Below are 22,697 nucleotides of genomic sequence, written 5' to 3'. Positions count from 1 at the left end.
CCGCTCCCCGTCCACCCGGCCAGGTTATCGGCCGCACGGCGTTCCGCGGGCGGCGTGCGGCGGAGCGCCACGCGACCAAGAGACGTAGGTCACACCGCCGTTGCGGTCACACAGGGTGCCGCCGGTCCGTCAGCGCAGCCGGCCGGCGACTACCGGCCCGGCCAGTTCGGGTGAAGACCCGCCGGCCCTCACGGGACGGCCGGTACCGCTGCGTCACGAAGCCCTGTCAGGACTCCGTGCGCTTCGGCAGACGCCAGCCGGGGCGCACGAAGTGGCAGGTGTAGCCGTCCGGGTAGCGCTGCAGGTAGTCCTGGTGCTCCGGTTCGGCCTCCCAGAAGGGGCCGGCCGGCGCCACCTCGGTCACCACCTTGCCGGGCCACAGCCCGGACGCGTCGACGTCGGCGATCGTGTCCTCGGCGACGCGCTTCTGCTCGTCGTCGAAGTAGAAGATGGCGGAGCGGTAGCTCGTCCCGATGTCGTTGCCCTGCCGGTTCCTCGTGCTCGGGTCGTGGATCTGGAAGAAGTACTCCAGGATCGTGCGGTAGTCGGTGACGGCCGGGTCGTAGGTGATCTCGATCGACTCGGCGTGGGTGCCGTGGTCGCGGTAGGTCGCGTCGGGCACGTCACCGCCGCTGTACCCGACCCGTGTGGTCAGCACGCCCGGGAACGTGCGGATCAGCTCCTGCATGCCCCAGAAGCAGCCGCCCGCGAGCAGCGCCTTCTCCTCGGTCCTCGTCATCTCGTGCCGCCCTTCTCCCAGGTGTCCTGCGACGTTCCCCACTGAGAACCCCGCCGCGCACCCCATTGTTCCGGTGGGGCCGCCGCCGGCGGACAGCGGGTTGGCTAGTCTGCGCGGATGCTGACGAACACGCGGGCGTGGGTGGAGAAGGAGCTGTCGGCGGGCGAGCGCATCGAGGGGGTGGTGCGGCTGCGGGGAGGCTGGACGTCCCAGGTGCGACGGCTGGACGTGCGCGGCCCCGGGGGCCGGCGGGCCCTGGTGCTGCGGTCGTTCGTCACGCCGTTCTTCGTCCGGCACGCGGAAGGACTGCTGAACCGCGAGGCGGCCGTGCTGTCCCTGCTCGGGGACACGGACGTCCCCGCCGCCGCGCTCGTGGCGGTGGACGCCACGGCGCGGCACTGCGACCATCCCTCCCTGCTGATGTCCCTGCTTCCCGGGACCGTGCGGGTGGGCGACGACGGTGCCGGGGAGCGGGCCGACCTGCTCGCCCGGCAACTGGTGCGCATTCACCGCGTGGAGGTGACCGCGCGGAACCGGCCCCGGGCCTGTCAGGCGTGGACGTCGGCCGACCGGGTCGTCCCGCCCGAGGAGACCCGGCGGCCGGAGCTGTGGCGGCGCGCCGTCGACATCATCCGCCGGGAGCCGCCGGACCACCGGGCGTGCTTCCTGCACCGGGACTTCCACCCCGGCAACGTGCTCTTCACCGGCGGCGGGCACGGCGCCACCACCGGTCCGCGGATCAGCGGGGTCGTCGACTGGGTGGAGACCTCCTGGGGGCCGGCCGACCTCGACGTGGCGCACTGCGCGACGGCCCTCGCCCTGCTGCACGGCGTCGCCGCGGGGATGGGTTTCGCCGACCGTTACACCGCGGCGGGCGGGAGCACGGCCGGGGACCCCCGCGCTCACCTCTACTGGCGGCTGCTCGACGCCCTGGCCTACGCGCCCGACGGGGAGAAGCTCGCCGTCCCCTGGCGGGAGCTGGGCCGCACCGACCTGACACCGGACGTCCTGACGCACCGGCTGGAGGACTACATCCAGGCTCTTCTCGAACGTTACGGCTGAGAGCGGGGACGCTCCCGGGGGCTCAGGCGGAGAGGGAGATGCGGGCCGTGATGCTCTTGCCGGCCGGCTCCTGCCGTACGTGGAGGGCCTGGGCCACGGCCATCACGATCTCGAGCCCGTGCTGGCCCACCCGGCCGGGGTCGGCGTCCCGGGGCACCGGCGCCGCGGGGTTGCCGTCGTGGACGACCACCTCGACGACGTCGTCGCCCAGCCGCAGGTCCAGGCCCACGGGGCCGGGCGCGTACTTGCGGGCGTTGGTGACCAGCTCGCTCACGACGAGCTGGGTGACCTCGACCGCGCGGGTCGACACCGGCAGGCCGTCCTCCGTCTGCGCCCGGGTCAGGAACGCGGCCGCGAGATGGCGTGCCTGCGCTATCCAGGCGCCGTCGTCGTCCAGGGCGTACGAAGCCCGCAGCCTGGGTGCGCCTGGCACCGCTTCCCCTCCGTCGACAGGAACTGGTTCCATCCGGTCCGCCTTTACTCACCGATCACACAGCGCGACTACCCGCATCGCTCCCCCGCACGCCACAGAAGTGTGACAGGTACCTCCGACATCTCAGTCCGCCAGGTGCCGCTCCATCCAGTCGGCGGTGGTCCGGCGGAACAGGCGGCGGTTGTCGGCGCGCCGGAAGTCGTGGCCCTCGTGGCGCAGCAGAAGGAGCTCGGCCTCCAGCCCGCGTTCCCTGGCGGCCCTGACGAACTGCTCGGACTCGCCCGGGGGCACGTTGGTGTCGTGCTCGCCGTGGACGGCGAGGACCGGTGCCCGCAGGGCGTCGACGCGGCTCATCGGCGACAGCGCTCGCAGCAGGTCGCGGTCGTGTTCCGGATGCCCGTACTTGTGGGCGGCGGACTGCGCGATCCAGGGTTCCGTGCCGGCGAAGAAGGTGGCGAAGTCGGACATTCCGCAGACCGCCACGCCGGTGCGGAACAGATCCGGGTGCCACACCAGCGACGCCATCACCAGGTAGCCGCCGTAGGAGCGGCCCATCACGGCCATCCGCCGGGGGTCGGCCAGCCCTCGCAGCATCACGTGCGCCGCGCAGTCCGCGACGTCGTTGATCGCGTCGAAGCGGCCCGTGCCCAGGTCCGCGTCGACGAAGGAGCGGCCGTGGCCGGAGGAGCCGCGGACGTCGGGCGCGAACACGTCCAGTCCCCTGCCGAGCAGTTCGAGGTAGAGCGGTTCGAGCACCGGGCGTTCCTGTTCCTCCGGTCCGCCGTGCAGGTGCAGGACGCACGGTGCCGGTTCTCCGGGCGAGCGGCCGGGGGCCCGGTAGTACCAGCCGCCGAGGGTGAGTCCGTCACGGGCCACCGGGCTCATGGGGATCGGCCGCACGGGCGTGCGGCCCGCCGGGAAGGCGTCCTCGTCGCGCGAGGACCACGGCGTGCGCAGGGGCAGTCCGTGCGGCAGCCACCACACTCCCGGATGGCGCCGGGATCCGGAGAGCGCGACGACGGGTGCGTCGGGGTCGGCGGTGGGGGCGATGCGGGTGACCACCTCGTGGGGCAGTTCCACGGTGCGTGCGGCGCCCGAGGCGGCGTGTCGTGGCGGCGGCACGTCCGCCGGCGCGGCGTCGGGCGGCGGGGCCGCGTCCAGCACGGTGGTCTCCAGCTCGCTGACTCCGCGCGCGTTCCACGCCAGCACCGCGCGCCGTCCGTCCCGTCCCAGGGCGAGCAGTTCCAGGTCGCAGTCGGGGCGCTCGGCGGCCACCGTGGTGCCGAGCAGGTGCCCCCGCGGATCGAGGCGCGCGGCGACAAGGGCGGCGTGCTCCCGGCCGCCGTCGCTGCGCAGCCACGCCGTGCCGGCGTCCGGCGAGAAGCCGCCGACCCACGGGTCGCCGTCGGCGACCGGCAGCGTACAGGTCACCACCCGGTCGCCGATGCGGACGACGAGAACCTCGCGGTCGCCCCGGGGGCCCCGGTAGACCAGGGCGAACCGGCCGTCCCTGCTGATGTCGCACACGCGCTGGTTGGCCGCGCCGCGCTCGCTCGCCAGCAGTACGGGGGCGGCCACGCCCTCGGGGTCGACGAGATACGCGGAGAGGGCCCTCGCCTCAGGTTCCTCCGCGGACACCGTCCGGCCGCTCCCGGCGCCCCCGGGTCGTGGCCGGCCGGGCTCGAGCAGCACGGCACGGCCGTCGCGGCCCGCCCGGCGGGCGGGGTGGGAGGCGCCCGCCGGGCCGGGGTGCGCCGGAAGCGGTTGCCCGGACGGGGCGGAATCGGTGACGGTCACCGCGACCGCCGACCCGTCGTGCTGCCAGCAGCCGAGGCGTGCGGAGGTGCCGGGCTCGCCGCCGGCCAGCAGGTGCCGCCCCGTGCCGTCGGGACGTACGCACAGCACGCGGGTGAGTTCGCCGCCCTCCGGAGCGGTGGTGTAGGCGATCCAGCGTCCGTCCGGGGACCAGGAGACCTCCGTGACCGGATGGGGGTCGGCGTCGAGCAGGCGCACCTCCTCACCGTCGACCGGGCCGGTCCACAGCTGTGGCACCCCGGCCCGGTCGCAGATGAAGGCGACGTTCCGGCCGCCGGGGTCCACCGAGGGGTACCAGCAGCCGTGGACGGCCGGTGGCGGCAGGTCGTACGGCGTGGAGGTGTCGGCGAGCGGGAGCGGCTCCGGTGCGGGAAGCGCCCGCGTGGAGGCGTCGGTGCGCGTCTCCATGGCCGTCAGCGGATCCCGTGCGTCTGCAGCCATGTCTCCAGCAACGCCACCTGCCACAGGGTGTTCGCCCCTCGCCTGGTGCGGTGTGCGTTGGGCGCGGCGAGCAGTTCGGCGACGTACTCCTCGCGGAAGACGCCGCGGGCCCGTGCCTCGGGGGCGGTGAGGGCCTCCCGGACCCGCTGGAGGACGGGCCCGGCCATGTGCTTGATCGCCGGAACGGGGAAGTAGCCCTTGGGCCGGTCGACGACCTCGCGCGGCAGCACCCGGCGGGCGGCGGCCTTGAGGACGCCCTTGCCGTCGTCGGCGAGCTTCAGCTCGGGCGGGCAGGCGGCGGCCAGTTCGACCAGTTCGTGGTCGAGGAACGGCACGCGGGCCTCCAGGCCCCAGTCCATCGTCATGTTGTCGACCCGCTTCACCGGGTCGTCGACCATCATCACCAGCGTGTCGAGGCGGAGCTGGGCGTCGAGTGCCGTCTGGGCCCCCTCGGCCGCCATGTGGGCGTGGACGAACTCGGCGGAGGTGTCACGGTCGGGCAGCAGGTCGGGGTGGAGCATGTCCGCGAGGTCGGCGTGCGAGCGGTCGAAGTAGGTGTCGATGTACGCCTCGGCGGCGCGCGGGCGGGGCACGTCCGCCATCCGCGGGTACCAGCCGTACCCGGCGAACACCTCGTCGGCGCCCTGACCGCTCTGCACGACCTTCACTTCCTTGGCCACCTGCTCCGACAGCAGGTGGAAGGCCACCACGTCATGGCTCATCATCGGCTCGCTCATGGCGAGGACCGCACCGTCGAGGGCGCCGGCGACCCGGTCGGAGGGCACCATGAGCTGGTGGTGGCGGGTGTCGAAGTGGCGTGCCACGAGGTCGGAGTAGTGGAACTCGTCGCCCTCCTCGTCCCCCTCGGATTCGAAGCCGACGCTGAAGGTCGCGAGGTCCTCCTGGCCCTCGCCGGCCAGCAGCGCCACGATGAGGCTGGAGTCCAGACCGCCCGAGAGCAGCACGCCGACCGGCACGTCGGCGACCATGCGGCGGCGCACGGCCGTGCGCAGGGCGTCCAGTACGGCGTCGGTCCAGTCGTCGGCGCCGAGCCCCGCGTACTCGGGCCGTCGGGTGTGGACGGGATTCCAGTAGACGTGGTCGTGGTGGCTGCCGTCGGGCCGGACGACCCGCACCGTGGCCGGGGGCAGCTTGCGCACACCGGTGAGGACGGTGCGCGGGGCGGCGACGGTGGCGTGCCAGCTGAGGTACTGGTGCAGCGCCACGGGGTCCAGGGAGGTGTCGATGCCGCCGCCCGCGAGCAGCGCGGGCAGGGAGGAGGCGAACCTCAGGCGTTCGGCGGTGGCGGAGAGGTAGAGCGGCTTGATGCCGAGCCGGTCGCGGGCCAGGACCACCTGCCCGGTGTCCTGCTCGACGACGACGAAGGCGAACATGCCGCGGAAGCGCTCGACGCAGGCCGTGCCCCACTGCTGGTACGCCTTGAGGACCACCTCGGTGTCGGACTGCGAGAAGAAGCGGTGGCCGAGGGCGTGCAGCTCGTCCCGCAGTTCGCGGTAGTTGTAGATGCAGCCGTTGAAGACGCCGGCGAGACGGGCACCGGGGTCGGCCATGGGCTGGGCACCGCTGTCCGACAGGTCGATGATCTTCAGCCTGCGGTGTCCCAGGGCCACCGGCCCCTGGGACCAGATCCCGCGTCCGTCGGGTCCGCGCGGGGCCAGCCGGTCGGTCATGCGCTCCACCGCCGCGATGTCGGGCCGGCCGCCGTCGAACCGTACCTCTCCGCCGAGACCGCACATCAGCGGTTCCTCCTCTCCCCGGGAGCCAGGTCCGGGTCCGGATCCTGGGGCGGGCGCGGGGAGGCATGCGTACAACTGGACATGGCGGTGCGACACTCTCCTTCGTCAGGGGTCGTTGCGGATGCGCGTACGGGCCGGTGGGCCGGTCCGGATCAGCCGGGCGTCCCCGGGGTCGTGGCGGACGCGTGGGTCCTGGCCGGGCCCGGACCGCAGGTGTCGGCCGGCCTCCGGTGACGGCGGCGGGAGGCGTTCGGTGCGAGGCGGTCGCCGCGGGTCTCGGCGGCCAGCATGTCGATGCCGGCGAGCAGGTCCTCGTCGCGAGCCGCCCGCCGCAGCCGGTGCGCCATGCTGCCCGTGGCGAGTGCCTCCTCGAGGAGCGTGCGCACGGTGGCGAAGTCACCGGACGCCTCCAGCGCGGGCCGAAGCCGGTGCAGCATCCCGCGCAGCACCACGGGGGCCGGAGCCCCTCGACGGGTCCCGGGATCGACGAGCGTGCCCTCGAGACCCGAGCGCGCGGCGCGCCAGGTCGCGGCGCGCAGCCACTCGTGGTGTCCGTCGCACCCCGTTCCGGAGCCCCGCTCCAGCCGCTCGCGGGCGTCCAGCACCAGCGCGCGGAACAGGCCGGCGACCAGCACCACGGTCTCGGCGCGCGGGCAGGCGTCGCAGATCCGCATCTCCAGGGTGCCCTGGTGGGCCGACGGCCGTACGTCGTGGTACAGCATCCCGGTGTCACTGATGACGCCCGAACCGATCAGCTCCGTCACGGCGGCGTCGTAGTCGGCGGCGCTCCGGTAGCAGCCGGCGGGACCCGCGGTGGGCCACCGCTGCCAGAGCATCGTGCGCCAGCTGGCGTATCCGGTGTCGGACCCCAGCCAGAACGGCGAGCTGGCCGACAGGGCCAGCAGCGGCGGCAACCAGGGTGACACCAGGCACATGGCGCGTACCGCGGTGTCCCGGTCGGGTACGTCGACGTGCACCTGGGCGCTGCAGATGAGCTGCTCGTCGGCGACCCGGCGGTAGTCGTCGGACATGCGCCGGAACCGGGCGTCGGCGGTGACGTCGCGGGGGGTGAGGCGGGCCAGCGGAACGGTGCCCGCGGCCACGACGGCCAAGCCGAGGGAGGATGCGGCCGCGTCCAGCCGGCGCCGGGTGCCGGACAGGTCCGCGAAGAGGTCGTCCAGGGTGTCGTGCACCTGACTGTTGCTCTCCACGGCCGACTGCTGAAGTTCACGGCTGAAGCCGTCTCCGCCCAGCCTGTCGAGCAGCGTGTCGGCACGCGGCACGAGCCGACCGCTCTCCACGTCCACGACGTGGAATTCTTCCTCTGCTCCGATACGCACCGTCACCGTTGGTCCCCTTGCCCTCGTCCTGTGCCGTCCGGCCGGGCCCGGAGGGCTTCGGCGGGAGTTCGGCACGGTCCGAGTGCCCCGAATGCCGTGACCACAATCGGCTCACGCCGCACACCACCGCTCGGGGTCACCGGCCGGTGGTCCGCGGACAGCGGGGCGGCCCCTCGCGGGACTACGCGCTGTCGCGCATCGCGCACACGTGATCGAGCCCGGTCAGGTGCGGCAGGCCGCGCGCGGAGGCGCTCCCCGCGCGGCCCGGCCGCGGGGCGCCGCTGTGGCCGAGGTCACCGGCGACGTCGAGGACAAGACCGGTGGATGCGGGCGACGCGATGATCTCGGACGCTTCACGGTGTGGTTCCGGGTCCGGCGTCCGTGCGGGCGGGAACGCCGATGGCGAGCAGGGCGGTGTCGTCGTCCAGTCCGTCGCCGAAGCCCCGCAGCAGGTCCGTCAGGGCGTCGACCACGCGGCCGGGTCCCGACGGCGCGAGACCGGTGACGAAGGACTCCAGCGCCTCGTAGCCGTACAGGTCCCGATCGGGGCCTGTACGGGCCTCGGTGAGGCCGTCGGTGTAGAGCAGCAGGGTGTCGCCCGGACGCAAGGTGGTGCGGACCGGGACGAAGTGCGCCTCGGGCACAGCCCCGACGAGCATGCCACCGCGGGTGGGGAGGTACTCCGCCCGGCCGTCCGCGCGCAGCACCAACGCGGGAGGATGGCCGCCGGAGGCCATCCGGACCTCCCATCCGTCCCCCACGCGCTCCAGGACCCCGACCACGGCGGTGCAGTACCGCGGATCGTCACCGGTGTACCGGTCCAGCAGAACCGTGTTGAGCATGCGCAGGTCGGCGACGGGATCGGAGTCGTGCAGCGCGGCCGCACGCAGGGTGTGACGGGTGAGCGAGGTCAGCGCCGCGGCCTGCGGCCCCTTGCCGCAGACATCACCGAGGAAGAAGACGGCCCGGTCGTCGTCGAGCGCGAACAGGTCGTAGAAGTCCCCGCCCACCTGCAGCGCGGAGGCCGTGTGGTAGTGGCAGGCGATCTCCACGCCGGGGATGTCGGGCAGGGCCGCGGGCAGCAGACTCCGCTGGAGCACCGCCAGTGCCTCGCGGAGCTGCTCGCGGTCGGCCTCGGCCTGCCGGCGGGCCTCGTCGGCCGCGCGGCGGGCGGTCAGCAGCTGGTTCTCGTAGGCTCTTCGGTCCGTGGCGTCGAAGACGGAGGTCCGGATCAGCAGCGGCTCGCCGTCGTCGCTCTCCTTGACGGTCGAGGTGACCAGGACGGGCAGCCGGGGGCCGGACGCCGTCTTCATCTCCAGCGCGATACCGCCGAGGTGCCCCTGCATGCGCAGCAGGGGCGCGAAGTGCGTCTCGTGGTAGAGCTTGCCGCCGACGGTGAGCAGGTCGCTGAAGCGCATCCGGCCCACCACCTCGTCGCGGGTCAGACCGAGCCAGCCCAGCAGGGTGGCGTTGATCTTGGCTATGGTGCCGTCCATCAGGGTGGACAGGTAGCCGCACGGCGCCGAGTCGTACAGGTCCTCCACCGAGTCCTCCAGCAGCGCGCTGAACGTCGCCCGCACTGCGGGCGTTCCCGTACCCGGCCCCTCGGAACCGCCTGCCGCCGGGCTCATCGTCCGAGGGCCGACGCGAAGGAACGGATCGCTGCGGCGGTGGCCTGTGGAGCGCTCAGCTGGGGGCAGTGGCCGGTGGCGGGGAGGGTGACCAGCTCGCTGCCGGGTATCGCGGCGTGGACGTAGGCGCCGACCTCCGGCGGCGCGATGACGTCCTGCTCGCACTCCAGGATCAGAGTGGGCACGGTCACATGCGCGAGGTCCTTGCGGCTGTCGGACAGGAACGTCGTGCGCGCGAAGACCCGGGCGATGTCCGGGTCGGTCGCGCAGAAGCTGTTGGTGAGCTCCTCGCCCAGCTCGGGCCGGTCCGGGTTGCCCATGATCACCGGGGCCATGGCCGCCGACCAGCCCAGGTAGTTGGACTCCAGCGACTCCAGGAGCTCGTCGATGTCCTCCGCGCTGAAACCGCCGCGGTAGCCGTCCTCGTCGATGTAGCACGGCGACGGGCACACCATGACCAGGGAGCCGATGCGGTCCGGAGCCGCCCTCAGGGCCAGCACGCAGGTCATCGCGCTCACGGAGTGCCCGACCACGACCGCGTCGCGCAGGTCGAGTTCCTCGCAGACCTCCACCACGTCACGGGCGTAGCCGTCGAGGGAGGAGTAGCGCTCCTCCTGCCAGGCCGACAGGTCGGAGCGGCCCGCGCCCACGTAGTCGAACAGCACCACGCGGAAGTCCTGGGCCAGGGCGGGCTCGACCAGGCGCCACATGTTCTGGTCGCAGCCGAATCCGTGCACCAGGACGACCGTGCGGCCGGCGGGGCGTCCGGTCACACGGATGTTGTTCCTGCGGTGGATGCTCATTCGCCCATGCTTGCACGCCGGCCGGGCGAGCCGCCGGTCCGGCTCATGTGTGCTCGCCCACGGGGATACCGGGGGAAGCGCCGTCGGTCCTCGCCTCCAGCGCGCGGAGCACGGCCACCATGTCCTCGCCCCCGTGGCCGTCCGCCACGGTCTCGCCGAAGAGGGTGTGGCAGACGTCGAGGAGCGGGGAGGCCACGCCCGCCCTGCGGGCCGCCTCCGCGATCAGGCGGTTGTTCTTCAGTACGTCGGTGGCCGCGGCCTGCACCGTGAAGTCGCGGTCGAGCAGCTTGGGTGCCTTCATCCGGGAGACGGCACTCGCCATCGGTCCCGCGTCCAGGACGTCGAGGAAGCGGCGGCGGTCGAGACCGTGCCGGGCGGCGAAGTGGAACGCCTCGGTGAGCCCGGTGACCTGGGTGATCAGGAAGAGGTTCACGGCGAGCTTCATCAGCAGGGCGTTCGGGACCGGACCGCAGTCGAACGTCTCGCGGCACATCGGGGGGAGCACGGGCCGGACGGCCGCGACGGCGGCGTCGTCTCCCGCCAGCATCGCGACCAGTTGTCCCTGCTCCGCCGGGATCCGGGAGCCGGAAACCGGGACCTCCGCGTAGGCCCCGCCCGCGCGGCGGACCGCGTCCTGAAGGGCGGCCGAGTACTCCGGCGACGTCGTGCCCATGTGGACCACGGTATGCCCGGCGACCCGCGCCGCGAAGTCCGGGGTGCCGCGGCCCAGCACCGCGTCGACGGCCGCCTCGTCGGCCAGCATCAGGAGCACGGTGCCGGCCCGGCCGAAGACCTCGGCGGCGCCGCCGGCCACGTCGGCCCCGGCCTCCCGCAGCGGTGCGCACCGGCCGGCGGTGCGGTTCCAGACGACGAGCGGCGTCCCGGCGCGGGCGAGGTTGAGCGCCATGGGCCCGCCCATGACCCCGAGTCCGATGAAACCCACGTGCACGACGCACCGCCGTTTCCGGGTGCGCCGGCGCACCCTGACGTCTATGACGGCTGTCATAGTAGCCGCCTTCATGACGGCGGTCATAGGGTGAGGGAGTCGGGAACACGCGGGCGGGAGGCCGGGATGGCGGTGCCGGAACGGGCGCCACGGGAGCGGATGGTCTTCAGCGCGGCCCAGCTGATCCGGCGCGACGGGGTGTCCTCCACGGGGATGCGCGACGTGGCCGCGCACGCGCGGGCGCCGCGCGGGTCGCTCCAGCACTACTTCCCGGGCGGCAAGGAGCAGCTCGTCAACGAGGCGGTGGGCTGGGCGGGCCGGTACGCGGGCGACCGCGTGGCCCGCTTCCTCGCCGCGCTGCCCGAGCCCACGCCCGGCGCGCTGTTCGCCCTGATGGTGCGCCAGTGGACCGACGAGTACGAGAGCCACGGCTTCGGCGGCGGCTGCCCGGTCGCCGCCGCCACGGTCGACCGTGCCGGTTCCGCCGATTCGACGCGGGAGGCCGCGTCCGCCGCCTTCACCGGGTGGACCGGCGCGGTGGCCGGTGCCCTGACCGGCATGGGGGTCCCCGTCGAGCGCGCCACACCGCTCGCCACGCTGATGATCAGCTCCCTCGAAGGGGCGATCCTGATCGCCCGCGCCGAGCGGAGCGTCCGCGCCCTGACGACGGTGGCCCGGGAGCTCGGCCCCCTCCTGGACGCGGCCGCGTCCGGACCCGACTCCGGGCGCGGCACCGGGGAGTGAGACGTTTTTACTAGAGTGAGGCGCGCCAGTATCTTCCGCGACTCATGGACCAGTGAGGTAAGCGCGAACCATGCCGACCGAAACGTTTGAGTTCCAGGTAGAGGCCCGTCAGCTGCTCCAGCTGATGATTCACTCGGTCTACTCGAACAAGGACGTCTTCCTGCGTGAACTCGTCTCCAACGCCTCCGACGCGCTCGACAAGCTGCGTCTGGCCGCGCTGCGGGACGACACACTCGACGCCGACGTCTCCGACCTGCACATCGAGCTCGAGATCGACCAGGACGCCCGTACGCTCACCGTGCGGGACAACGGCATCGGCATGTCGTACGACGAGGTCGGGCAGCTCATCGGCACGATCGCCAACTCGGGCACCGCCGAGTTCCTGCGGGAGCTCCGAGAGGCGCAGGACGCGGCCGGGGCGGAAGGCCTGATCGGCCAGTTCGGCGTCGGCTTCTACTCGGGCTTCATGGTCGCGGACGAGGTCACCCTGCTCACCCGGCGCGCGGGAGAGCGGCAGGGCACCCGCTGGACGTCGCGCGGCGAGGGCACGTACACGCTGGAACCGGTCGACGACGCACCGCGGGGCACCTCGGTCACGCTGCACCTCAAGCCGGCCGACCCCGACAACCAGCTGCACGACTACGCCTCGGTGTGGAAGATCAAGGAGATCGTCAAGCGGTACTCGGACTTCATCACCTGGCCGATCCGGCTGGTCGGCGGGACCGGCGACGAGGGCGAGACGGCCGGGTCCCAGACGCTCAACTCGATGAAGGCGCTGTGGGCGCGTTCGCGCGAGGAGGTGTCCGAGGAGGAGTACCACGAGCTCTACAAGCACATCGGCCACGACTGGCGCGAACCGCTGGAGACCATCCAGCTGCAGGCCGAGGGCACCTTCGAGTACCAGGCCCTGCTGTTCGTCCCGTCGCACGCCCCGCACGACCTGTTCAACCAGAACTACCGGCACGGGCTGCAGCTGTACGTGAAGCGTGTCTTCATCATGGACGACTGCGAGGCGCTCCTGCCGTCGTACCTGCGCTTCGTCAAGGGCGTCGTCGACGCGCAGGACCTCTCGCTGAACGTGTCGCGCGAGATCCTGCAGCAGGACCGGCACATCCGGATGATGCAGCGCCGGCTCACGAAGAAGGTGCTGTCCTCGGTCAAGAACATGATGACGGAGGACACCGAGCGGTACGCCACGCTCTGGCGGGAGTTCGGCGCCGTGCTGAAGGAGGGGCTGGTCACCGACCCCGACAACCGTGACGCCCTCCTCGCGGTGACGTCGTTCACCACCACCCAGGGGGACGACGGGACGGTCACGCTGCGGCAGTACGTGGAGCGCATGCCGGAGGAGCAGGACGACATCTACTACATCACCGGCGAGTCCCGGGAGAGCATCGACAACTCCCCGCACATGGAGGCGTTCCGGGAGCGGGGCATCGAGGTGCTGCTGCTCACCGACCCCGTCGACGAGGTGTGGGTCGACGCCGTGGGCGAGTACGAGGGCAAGCGGCTGCGGTCCGTCGCCAAGGGCGAGATCGACCTCGGCGCCCGGGAGGACGACCGGAGCGAGGACGAGAAGGAGCAGCAGGCCGAGGCCTACGCGGGTCTGCTCGGCTGGATGCGGGAGCGGCTGCAGGAGGACGTCAAGGAGGTGCGTCTGTCGACACGGCTGACCGTCTCGCCGGCCTGTCTGGTCGCCGACGCGAACGATCTGACGCCGGCGCTGGAGAACATGTACCGGGCCATGGGGCAGGAGGTGCCGCGCACCCGGCGCATCCTCGAACTCAACCCGGACCACGCCCTGGTCAAGGGCCTGAACGAGGCGTACGGGCATCGCGAGGACCCCTCGGACCTCACCGACACCGCGGAACTGCTGTACTCGCTGGCCGTGCTGGCCGAGGGCGGCCGGCCGAAGGACCCGGCTCGTTTCGTGCAGCTGATGGCCGACCGGCTGGAGCGCACCCTGTGAGGTGACCGCGCGCCCGTCCGCGCTCAGACGCGGGCGGGCCCGGCGGAAGCCGGCCTACGGGCGGCCGCCCGCAGGCGCCGGCCACGGCGGGTGAGGCCCCAGGGCTTGAGGACGGAGATCACCGTCATGAAGACGTAGGCGGTGAGCGAGACGACCGGCCCCATGAGGACGTCGCCGCCGTCGGGCAGGGTGCGCCCGGCGGACACGGCGTCCGCGGCCGCGTCCACGCCCGGCCGCAGGGCGAGGACCGTGGCGGTGACCGTGGCCAGGGTCAGCCAGAACTTCGTCCACACCCAGCGGTGCCTCGCCAGTCCCCAGGACGTACCCAGGGACAGGACGAGACCGCCGGCGAGCGTCACGAAGGCGATCGGGAGCAGGAGCCAGTCGGCGAAGAGCTTCATGGCCCGGACGGACGCCTCCACCACGGCCGGCTCCCCGGTCGTGTTCGCGGTGATGCCGAGCGCGAGCAGCCCGAGGGTGAGTCCGAGCCAGCCGGCGGAGGCGACGACATGGACGACGAGGTGGGCCCGGCGTGCGGGTCGGCTGAGTTTCACCCGACCCACGGTGCCGGGCCGCGGCGGCACGGACATCTGACGGCGGGAGTAACCCCGCGTACGGACGTCGGCGTACGCGGAGCGGGGTCGGCGTACGCGGAGCCGGCCCGCCCGTGCGGGGGTGCGGCGGGCCGCCACGCTCCTCGGGAGCCCCGTCCCTCGGGCCCCGGGTCGAGTTTTCGGCCAGATGGGCGGCGTGCCGTCGGCCGGAGCAGGGCACATGTGACCGGTGACTTCCCCTGAATTCCTCTTCACCCTGCTCGGGGCCGGCGCCCTCGGTGCGGCCGTGCTGCCACGGCTGGTGGCCCGCATGCCGCTGTCGTTGCCCCTGGTCTTCCTGGTCTGCGGGGTCGGCCTCGAGCTGCTGCCGTTGCCGATGCCCGAACTCGACCCCGTGGGGGACCGGGCGTGGGTGGAGCACATCACCGAGATCTGTGTGGTCATCTCCCTCATGGGTGCCGGTCTGGCCCTCAACCGGCCCTTCGGCCGCCGCAGCTGGCGGGCCACCTGGCGGCAGCTCGGGGTCACCATGCCGCTGACGATCGCGGCGGTGGGCTTCCTTGCCTGGGGTGTACTGGGCTGGGCGCCGGCCGCGGCGCTGCTGCTGGCCGCGGTGCTCGCGCCGACCGATCCGGTGCTCGCCTCCGAGGTGCGGGTGGGCGCGCCCACCGACTCCGAGCACGACGAGGACGAGGTGCGCTTCACACTGACCAGCGAGGCCGGACTGAACGACGGGCTGGCCTTTCCCTTCGTGATGGCCGCCGTCGCGCTGGCCGCCGCCGCGGGCGGGCGGGTGACCGGCGGGGGGATCGCCCACTGGGTTCTGGTCGACGTGCTGTACAAGGGCGCGGTGGGCGTGCTCGCGGGACTGGCCGTCGGGGCACTGCTCGGCTGGCTGTTCTTCCGGGCGGGGTGGCGGGCGATGCGGCTGTCCGAGCACCGGGAGGGTTTCGTCGCCATCGGTGCCACGTTCCTCACCTACGGGGTGACGGAGCTGCTGCACGGCTACGGCTTCGTCGCCGTGTTCGTCACCGCCTGCCGGATCCGTGCGGCGGAGCGTGCGCACGGCTTCCACACGGTGCTGCACGACTTCGTCGAGCAGGTGGAACGGCTGCTGACCGCCGGGCTGCTGTTCCTGCTCGGCGTGTTCGTCGCCCAGGGCGGACTGGCGCCGCTGACCTGGCAGGGCGCGCTGGTGGGAGTGCTGCTGCTGTTGGTGGTCCGGCCCCTGACCGGGTGGGTGGCGCAGCTCGGCACGCCGGCCGGTCCCCGGGAGCGCCTGGTGATCGCCTTCTTCGGGATCCGCGGCATCGGCTCGCTGTTCTATCTGGCGTACGCGCTCGGCTCCCCCGGCTTCGACGTCCCGGCCGGGCAGTTGTGGGCGGTGGTGACCTTCACGGTGCTGGTGTCGGTGGTCCTGCACGGAGTGAGCGCCACTCCCGTCATTTCCCGTCTCGACCGGCTTCGCCTGCACCGCGCCCGTTCGGGCGACGCGGGAAGGGACCCGGACGAGGACACGGTGGCGGGCGAGCGGCTGTGACGTCCGGGCGGCGTGGCGGGGCGGCCGGCCGGGTGCCGGCGGTTCCGCTGCTCGAGCCGGCGTCCGGCCGAGTCCCGGCCAGGTCAACGGCCGCCCACCGGGCTCTCGCCACCCGCCCGGCCACCTGGCGACCGGGCCCCGGGCCCACGGCCGGCCGGGACGGGCCCTGACGCACCGCCCTCCGGCTCACGTCCGGCGGGAGGCTGCCCTCCGGGGCACGATCGTCTAGCTGACGGGCCGGCTCCGGAGTCCCCGGGGAACACGCCCCCGGACAGCGGTCCGCCGGTCCGTCCTGCCGCAGCGCCGACATCGCACGGGCCACCCGGTTCGCGGTCTCCGGGCCCGCGTGCCGGTTGGTGGTGTGCCGCGTTCCGCAGGTTCGGGGTCCCGTCCGATGTGCGCGGCCGTCGGCTTCGGTGGAGTCTGGGGATCATGCGGCGCAAGGATGTGCGGGACGGTGGGGACGGCGACGTGGAGACGGTCCTCGACGAGCTCTACGCGCTGCCGCCGTCCGAGTTCGTCGCCCGGCGCGAAGAGCGGGCCGCGGCGGCCCGGACGGCCCGGCGGGCCGAGGACGCGCGCCGGATCCACGCCGCCCGCCGCCCCACCCTCGCGGCCTGGGCGGCCAATCTGCTCCGGCGTTCCCGGCCGGACGAGACCGAGCGGTTCCTGGAGCTGGGGCGGGCGCTGCGCGAAGCCCACGCCACCCTCGATCCGAGCGGGCTGAAGGAGCTGTCGGCCCAGCGACGGCGTATCGTCGCCGAGCTGTCCCGGCAGGCGGCGGGGCTGGCCCGGGAGGCAGGACACCCGTTGTCCGACGCGGTCCAGCGGGACGTCGAGACGACGCTGCGCGCCGTGCTCGCCGATCCGGAAGCGGCCGGCGTGTGGGCCACGGGCCGGGTGGAGAGCGCGCTCACCCCGCCGTCGGGCTTCCCCGCGGGAGCGGCCACGGCGGAGCCGGCGCGTACGCCGCCGGCTCCGGTGCGCAAGAGGAAGAGGGACGAGCCGGCGGAGCGGCGCGCGGAACGGCAGAGGCGGCTGGCCGAGGCGCGGCAAGCGGCCCGGGAGGCCGAGGAACGGCTGCGTGACCGGCGGGCGGAGCAGGACGACGCCGAGGCGGCGCTGCAGCGGGCGCGCGAGCACGCTCTGGAGACCGAGGAGCGCGTGTCCGCGCTGGAGGAGCAACTCCGGCGAAGCCGCGCGGAGTGGGAACGGGCGGAGCGGGAGAAGGGGGACGCGGAGAAGCGGCAGCGGACCGCCGCGGACACGGTCACCCGGGCCCGGCGCGAAGCGGAGGAAGCCGCGAGGGAGGCCGAGCGGGCGGAGAAGGGCACCCGCTGACCGGGGACCGGGCGTCGACGACGGGGCAACGTCCCCTTGCTGAAACCTTTTTGACGGCTTGTCGGCGACATTGGCGCGCATTGGCATAGACCTGACACCAGCGTCTCGCTAAGCTCTGCTCACCTCACCGTGAGAGCGCTCTCACATTGCGGTTGTTCCACCCCCACCTTGCTGGAACGACGAAGGGCAACCTTCCATGAGACGCACCGGACTCACCCATGCCGCCGTGGCCGCCCTGCTCATGATCGGCAGCTGGACCGCGGCCGGCACCTCGCCGGCCGCGGCGCAGGACTCCCCCGGCTCCCCCACCGCCCGTACCACCGGCTCCGCACCCGCCTCCACCGCCCTGCTGGACGCCATGCAGCGGGACTTCGGCCTGACCCGCGCCGAGGCCGAGGACCGGCTGGCCGCCGAACGCGCGGCCACCGGCCTCGCACCCGAGGCGCGCAGGACGGCCGGATCCGCCTACGGCGGGGCCTGGTTCGACGCCGAGAGCGAAAAGCTGACCGTCGCCGTCACCGAGGACGCCGACGCCGCGACGGTCCGCGCCCTGCGCACCTCCGGCGCCGCCGTCCGAACCGTCGAGCACAGCGCGAAGCAGCTCGACGCGGCCAAGTCCCGTATCGACCGCCTGGACGCGCCGTCGGGCGTCAGCAGCTGGTCCGTGGACCCGGCCGCCGGCACGGTCGTGGTGAACGTCGTCGACGACCAGCGCGCCGACAACGATGTCCGCTCCTTCGTGGCCAAGGCCCGCAAGGCCGGTCCCGTCACCGTGCGGACCGTGCCGGCCCCGGCCGAGACCTTCGCCGCCGGGACCGTCGGCGGCGACCCCTACTACACCGGCAACGTCCGCTGCTCCATAGGCTTCTCGGTGCACGGCGGCTTCGTCACCGCCGGGCACTGCGGCGGGGTCGGCCAGCAGGTCAGGGGCTGGGACGGCTCCTACATCGGCAACTTCCAGGGCTCCTCGTTCCCGGGCAACGACTACGCCTGGGTCAACGTGGGCAGCGGCTGGTGGACGGTGCCGGTGGTGCTCGGCTGGGGCACGGTCCCGGACCAGCTGGTGCGCGGCTCGGCGGAGGCACCGGTCGGCGCCTCGATCTGCCGCTCCGGTTCCACGACCCACTGGCACTGCGGCAGGGTCCTGGCCAAGAACGAGACCGTCAACTACAGCCAGGGCGCCGTGTATCAGATGACGAAGACGAGCGTCTGCGCCGAAGGCGGCGACTCGGGCGGCTCCTTCATCAGCGGCGACCAGGCGCAGGGCGTCACCTCCGGGGGCTGGGGCAACTGCTCCGGCGGAGGCGAGACCTGGTTCCAGCCGGTCAACGAGATCCTCAGCCGCTACGGGCTGACACTGCACACCGCCTGACGGCCCGGAACCTCGGGAGCGGGCCCGCCGGACCTCCTGCGGGCCCGCTCCTCCATGCACCCATCAAGAGTTACCGTGCCGTAACTTACCCATGGGTTACCGACGGTAAGTGAGCGCTGCTAGTTTCACGTTTCACCTTCTGGAGCAGAGCGAGGAGTGAGCCGTGAGCCGTATCAGCAGCGTGCTGACCACCGTGGTCGCCACGACGGCCTGTGTGTGCGTGTCCGCCCCGCCCGCCGCCGCGAGCGACCCCGTGGTCTCTCGGGGCGTCACCATCCCCGCCTTCTACACGCCCCCCGCCGCACTGCCCGCGGGCAACGGCGTCCTGGTCCGCCACGAGCCGCTGCGTCTGGGGCTGAGCCTGCCCGGCCTGGACGGCCGCACCCTGCCGGGTACGGCGACGCGGCTGATGTACACCTCCACGGACTCGGCCGGGCAGCCGGTGGCGGTCACCGGCGCCTACATCGAGCCCTCCGCCGCCTGGAAGGGCGACGGCCCCCGGCCATTGGTGGTCCTCGGCTCGGGAACCATGGGCCAGGGCGACCAGTGCGCGCCCTCGCTCGCCCTGCAGAACCCCCTGACGCTCAACGGCCGGACCGTGTCGTTCGGGTACGAGACGCTCGCGGTCCACCGGCTGCTGGCCACCGGCGCGGCCGTGGTCGTGACCGACTACGCCGGTCTCGGCGCGACGGACCGGCTCCACACGTACGTCAACCGCCTCGACGAGGGTCACGCCATGCTGGACGCGGCCCGCGTCGCGCGGTCCGTGCCGGGCGCTTCGGTCACCGGCGCCTCCCGCGTGGCCATGTACGGATACAGCCAGGGCGGCGGGGCCAGTGCCTCCGCGGCCGAACTCCAGCGGTCCTACGCGCCCGACGTACCACTCGTCGGCACCTACAGCGGTGCGCCGCCCGCCGACCTGACGGAGGTCATGAAGGGCATCGACGGAAGCGCGCTGGCCGGCGCGCTGGGGTGGTCGATCAACGGTTTCGCCCAGGCCGAGCCCGCACTGCGCAGGGTCGTCGAGGCGAACATCAACGCCACCGGGCGCGAGGCGCTGAAGGACATCTCCACCGCCTGCGTCGGCGACGCGATCCTCGGTCACGGATTCACCAAGAGCACCAAATGGACGACGAGCGGCAAGTCCATGGCCGAGGTCATCGCCGCCGAACCCGCCGCCCGGGCCGTCCTCGAGAAGCAGCGCCTCGGCACGCTGAGGCCCACCGGGCCGGTCCGGCTGGTCACCGGCGTCCAGGACGACATCGTCCCGCACGAGCAGGCACGCCAACTGGCGGTGGACTGGTGCGCCAGGGGCGGCAACGTCACCTACAAGGCCGTCCTGCTGCCCAACCTCGGCGACAAGATCCTGACCAACCACCTGGCGCCGCTGCTGACCGACCAGGGCGACGCGGTGGAGTGGCTGACCGACCGGCTCGAGGGCAGGCCGACGGGTTCCAACTGCTGGGCCGTGCCGGCGCGGCGCTGAGCGGCCCGCAACGTGACGAGCCCCGTCCCGGTGCTTCGGGACGGGGCTCGTGTGAGAGCGCCGGGCAGGCCTTGCACCTGCATCTCCCCGCAGGAAGCGGGGCGTCTTTCCTTGGACCACCAACGCACCGTCGGGCCGCGGGTTGCCCCGGCGCCGTGACGTACGACAACCATAGCGGTCTTCGCCTCAGCATGCACATCAGTCACATGAACACCGGGGCGGGAAACCTCCCTGCGGGCGTCGGCCGGTCCGTCAGTCCCCGACCGGGACGGCTCGTGGGGCCGGCACCGGCTGCCCCGCGGCCACCCGGGCGAAGTTGTCCTCGACCTCCGCCTTCTCCGCCGCGTTCGGGTACGGGTTCGTGCACGCCACACCCGCGGTGGAGCCGGACATCAGGCTGGAGCAGGGCCCCGGCTTGCGGTCGGGCAGGCCCAGGATGTGACCGAGTTCGTGCGACGAGATGCGGACCGTGCTGTATCCCTGGTTCACGGCCTGGCGGCCGATGTAGACGGTGCCGCTGCCCAGCGAGCCGGGCAGGGCACGCGGCCAGCCGTTGTCCGCCAGCACCCGGATGTCGGCGCGCTGCCCGGACGTCACCGGACGCAGTTCCACGGCGTCGACGCTCTCGTTCCAGATCGCCGCGCCCCGGTCGACCGCGGACCGGAACTCCGCGGAGCCGCTCGCGTCGTAGGTGAGCACCCGGGCGGCGGCCGGTCGCGCGGTCTCACCGGAGGGCGCGGCCGCGGCCTGGCCGCCCAGCAGGGCGAGGGACATCGTGACGACCGCGGCCAGGCCGCCGGTCATCCTGCGAACGTGCATGGTCGACCTCCATGTGGGGGGAAGGGCAGTCGTGCACATGACACACCTGGCCTTCCTGCCCCACCGGAATGCCCGGCAATCCCTCATTCCGGCCGGCCCGGGCGAGAAGCGGTACCGCCGCATGCCGGGGAAGGCCGGTTGGACTTCCTGTTCGCCCGGGGGCACTGTGGGGCAGAAGTTCCCACACGATGCCACGGGTCACCCCGACCGCACCACCGGAGTCCGCACGATGAACCACGTCGCCCGTCCCGAGCGCTACGACGGCACCATGCGCTACCGGCGCACCGGCCGCTCGGGGCTCGACCTTCCCCTGCTGTCCCTGGGCTACTGGCACAACTTCGGCGACGACCGGTCCTTCGGGACCCAGCGCGAGATCGCCCTGCGCGCCTTCGACCTGGGCATCACCCACCACGACCTGGCGAACAACTACGGCCCGCCGTACGGCGCCGCCGAGATCAACTTCGGCCGGCTGATGAAACAGGACCTCGCGCCGTACCGGGACGAGCTGGTGGTCTCCACCAAGGCCGGCTGGGACATGTGGCCCGGCCCCTACGGTCAGGGCGGCGGCTCCCGCAAGTACCTGCTGGCCTCGCTGGACCAGTCCCTGAAGCGCATGGGACTGGAGTACGTCGACATCTTCTACTCGCACCGGCTCGACGCGACCACTCCCCTGGAGGAGACGATGGGCGCCCTGGACACCGCCGTCCGCCAGGGCAAGGCGCTCTACGTCGGCATCTCCTCCTACGACGCCGAGCGCACCCGCGAGGCCGTGGCCGTCCTCCGCGACCTCGGCACCCCGCTGCTGATCCACCAGCCGTCGTACAACATGCTGAACCGCTGGATCGAGACGGACGGCCTGCTGGACGTGGCCCAGGAGGAGGGCTTCGGGATCATCGGGTTCACGGCGCTCGCGCAGGGACTGCTGACCGGGCGCTACCTCGACGGCGTGCCGCAGGACTCCCGGGCGGCGGCCGGCAAGTCCTTCGACGCCGGGTGGCTTACCGAGGACATGCTGCGCCGGCTGCGCGCCCTGAACGACATCGCGGCCCGGCGCGGGCAGAGCCTCGCGCAGATGGCGCTGGCCTGGGCCTTGCGGGACCGGCGGGTCACCTCGCTGGTCATGGGCGCCTCCCGTACCGAACAGCTGGAGCAGAACGTGGCCGCGCTGGACAACCTCGACTTCACCGCCGGGGAGCTGGCCGAGATCGACCGGTACGCCATCGAGGGCGACGTCGACCTGTGGCGCGAGGCGCGGCTCGGCACGATGGGCTGAGCCCCGCCGCCGGCGGCGAGGTGTGCGCAACCGGCGAAGGGGAACTGCGGTGCGGTGAGCCGCGCGGCGAGGCGCGGGCGGTCCCCGGCCCTTCGGACGGTCGTATGCAGACCTTCATGCCGTACCCCGATTTCCGCGAGTCGGCGCTGGTGCTCGACCGGCGCCGGCTCGGCAAGCAGCGGGTGGAGGCACTGCAGGTGCTGCGCGGCCTGATCGTGCCGGGCTACGGGTGGCGCCGCCATCCCGCCGTGCGCATGTGGACCGGCTACGAGGAGGCGCTGGTGCGGTACGGCCTGGAGGTCTGCCGGGTCTGGCGCGAGCGGGGCCATCAGGACAGCTGCGCCGCCACCCTCGTCGCCGACCTCGCGGGCGTCCGGCCCGGCGCCCCGGTGCGCGGTCAGCGGGAGCTGGCCGAGGCCGGCGAGCTCCCGCCCTGGCTGGGGGACGAGGCGCTGCACCGCAGCCACCGCTCGGCGCTGGTGCGCAAGGACCCGGAGGTCTACGGGGAGGTCTTCCCCGGGGAGCCGGGCGACCTGCCGTACGTCTGGCCGCCGTCCGACCGCGATCCGGGGGCGGCCGCCGGCTGACCCGGCGTCCCCTCCCCCAGGGGTACGCCGGGGCGCGGGGGCCGG

The 22,697-nt window shown here is 73.0% G+C and carries 19 protein-coding genes; 9 read left to right on the top strand and 10 right to left on the bottom strand.

All coding sequences use genetic code 11. From position 1 onward, the window contains the following. Positions 1-226 precede the first annotated feature (226 nt). On the bottom strand, positions 227-739 hold the full coding sequence (gene msrA / locus BU52_RS04705; protein ID WP_037928519.1) for a peptide-methionine (S)-S-oxide reductase MsrA: 513 nt from the start codon (positions 737-739) through the stop codon (positions 227-229). Positions 740-856: 117 nt separating this feature from the next. Here msrA and BU52_RS04700 point away from each other — a divergent pair, with 117 nt between their 5' ends. Then, positions 857-1,801: a phosphotransferase family protein gene (locus tag BU52_RS04700; RefSeq protein WP_051857902.1), complete on the top strand. Its 945-nt coding sequence runs from the start codon at positions 857-859 to the stop codon at positions 1,799-1,801. A 22-nt stretch (positions 1,802-1,823) separates the two neighbouring features. Here BU52_RS04700 and BU52_RS04695 read toward each other — a convergent pair whose 3' ends face one another. The 7 genes from BU52_RS04695 to BU52_RS04665 form a co-directional block, all read right to left on the bottom strand. Next, a complete protein-coding gene (locus tag BU52_RS04695; protein WP_037928516.1) occupies positions 1,824-2,267 on the bottom strand; it encodes an ATP-binding protein in 444 nt (147 codons plus the stop codon). Between the two features lie 90 nt (positions 2,268-2,357). Beyond that, positions 2,358-4,490 (bottom strand): prolyl oligopeptidase family serine peptidase, encoded by a 2,133-nt coding sequence (locus tag BU52_RS04690; protein WP_078903110.1) that lies wholly within the window; start codon positions 4,488-4,490, stop codon positions 2,358-2,360. After that, positions 4,463-6,247, bottom strand: a complete 1,785-nt coding sequence (locus BU52_RS04685; protein ID WP_037928513.1) for an N-acetylglutaminylglutamine amidotransferase — start codon at positions 6,245-6,247, stop codon at positions 4,463-4,465. The genes BU52_RS04690 and BU52_RS04685 overlap by 28 nt, the downstream gene beginning before the upstream one ends. Before the next feature lie 152 nt (positions 6,248-6,399). Then, positions 6,400-7,593 carry a carboxylate-amine ligase gene (locus tag BU52_RS04680; protein ID WP_037928510.1) on the bottom strand — a complete coding sequence of 398 codons (1,194 nt, stop codon included), beginning with the start codon at positions 7,591-7,593 and terminating at the stop codon, positions 6,400-6,402. Positions 7,594-7,940: 347 nt separating this feature from the next. Beyond that, the gene (locus tag BU52_RS04675; protein ID WP_037928508.1) at positions 7,941-9,218 is read right to left on the bottom strand and encodes a PP2C family protein-serine/threonine phosphatase; all 1,278 of its coding nucleotides are present in this window, start codon (positions 9,216-9,218) and stop codon (positions 7,941-7,943) included. After that, a complete protein-coding gene (locus tag BU52_RS04670; protein WP_037928505.1) occupies positions 9,215-10,021 on the bottom strand; it encodes an alpha/beta fold hydrolase in 807 nt (268 codons plus the stop codon). Before BU52_RS04670 ends, BU52_RS04675 begins: the two co-directional genes overlap by 4 nt. 43 nt (positions 10,022-10,064) lie before the next feature. Next, positions 10,065-10,970 carry an NAD(P)-dependent oxidoreductase gene (locus BU52_RS04665; RefSeq protein WP_037928502.1) on the bottom strand — a complete coding sequence of 302 codons (906 nt, stop codon included), beginning with the start codon at positions 10,968-10,970 and terminating at the stop codon, positions 10,065-10,067. A 123-nt stretch (positions 10,971-11,093) separates the two neighbouring features. Between BU52_RS04665 and BU52_RS04660 the strand changes: the two genes are divergently transcribed. Continuing rightward, positions 11,094-11,711 carry a TetR/AcrR family transcriptional regulator gene (locus BU52_RS04660; protein ID WP_037928497.1) on the top strand — a complete coding sequence of 206 codons (618 nt, stop codon included), beginning with the start codon at positions 11,094-11,096 and terminating at the stop codon, positions 11,709-11,711. Positions 11,712-11,781: 70 nt separating this feature from the next. Then, positions 11,782-13,680: a molecular chaperone HtpG gene (gene htpG / locus BU52_RS04655; protein ID WP_037928495.1), complete on the top strand. Its 1,899-nt coding sequence runs from the start codon at positions 11,782-11,784 to the stop codon at positions 13,678-13,680. Positions 13,681-13,703: 23 nt separating this feature from the next. Here the strand turns inward: htpG and BU52_RS04650 are convergent, their stop codons facing one another. Further along, positions 13,704-14,270: a DUF2269 family protein gene (locus BU52_RS04650; RefSeq protein ID WP_200881151.1), complete on the bottom strand. Its 567-nt coding sequence runs from the start codon at positions 14,268-14,270 to the stop codon at positions 13,704-13,706. A 193-nt stretch (positions 14,271-14,463) separates the two neighbouring features. Here BU52_RS04650 and BU52_RS04645 point away from each other — a divergent pair, with 193 nt between their 5' ends. From BU52_RS04645 to BU52_RS04630, 4 genes are all read left to right on the top strand, one after another. Next, the gene (locus BU52_RS04645; RefSeq protein WP_037928492.1) at positions 14,464-15,774 is read left to right on the top strand and encodes a cation:proton antiporter; all 1,311 of its coding nucleotides are present in this window, start codon (positions 14,464-14,466) and stop codon (positions 15,772-15,774) included. Between the two features lie 432 nt (positions 15,775-16,206). Then, on the top strand, positions 16,207-17,115 hold the full coding sequence (locus BU52_RS04640; protein WP_037928489.1) for a hypothetical protein: 909 nt from the start codon (positions 16,207-16,209) through the stop codon (positions 17,113-17,115). Positions 17,116-17,311: 196 nt separating this feature from the next. Next, positions 17,312-18,487 carry a S1 family peptidase gene (locus BU52_RS04635; protein ID WP_037928486.1) on the top strand — a complete coding sequence of 392 codons (1,176 nt, stop codon included), beginning with the start codon at positions 17,312-17,314 and terminating at the stop codon, positions 18,485-18,487. A 163-nt stretch (positions 18,488-18,650) separates the two neighbouring features. Continuing rightward, positions 18,651-19,973, top strand: a complete 1,323-nt coding sequence (locus BU52_RS04630; protein ID WP_037928483.1) for a lipase family protein — start codon at positions 18,651-18,653, stop codon at positions 19,971-19,973. A 252-nt stretch (positions 19,974-20,225) separates the two neighbouring features. Here the strand turns inward: BU52_RS04630 and BU52_RS04625 are convergent, their stop codons facing one another. Then, positions 20,226-20,792, bottom strand: coding sequence for a snapalysin family zinc-dependent metalloprotease (locus BU52_RS04625; protein ID WP_037928480.1), 567 nt, complete (start codon positions 20,790-20,792; stop codon positions 20,226-20,228). 229 nt (positions 20,793-21,021) lie between these two features. Here BU52_RS04625 and mgrA point away from each other — a divergent pair, with 229 nt between their 5' ends. Both mgrA and BU52_RS04615 read left to right on the top strand, forming a co-directional pair. Next, positions 21,022-22,065, top strand: coding sequence for an L-glyceraldehyde 3-phosphate reductase (mgrA, locus tag BU52_RS04620; RefSeq protein ID WP_037928477.1), 1,044 nt, complete (start codon positions 21,022-21,024; stop codon positions 22,063-22,065). 104 nt (positions 22,066-22,169) lie between these two features. Next, complete coding sequence (locus tag BU52_RS04615) at positions 22,170-22,652, top strand: MSMEG_6728 family protein (RefSeq protein ID WP_037928474.1); 483 nt, start codon at positions 22,170-22,172, stop codon at positions 22,650-22,652. The last annotated feature ends 45 nt before the right edge of the window (positions 22,653-22,697 follow it).

The sequence above is a fragment of the Streptomyces toyocaensis genome (assembly GCF_000725125.1).
Classification (GTDB): domain Bacteria; phylum Actinomycetota; class Actinomycetes; order Streptomycetales; family Streptomycetaceae; genus Streptomyces; species Streptomyces toyocaensis.
The sequence above is the reverse complement of the archived record's forward strand: the minus strand, read 5'-3'. Positions and strand labels throughout refer to the sequence as shown.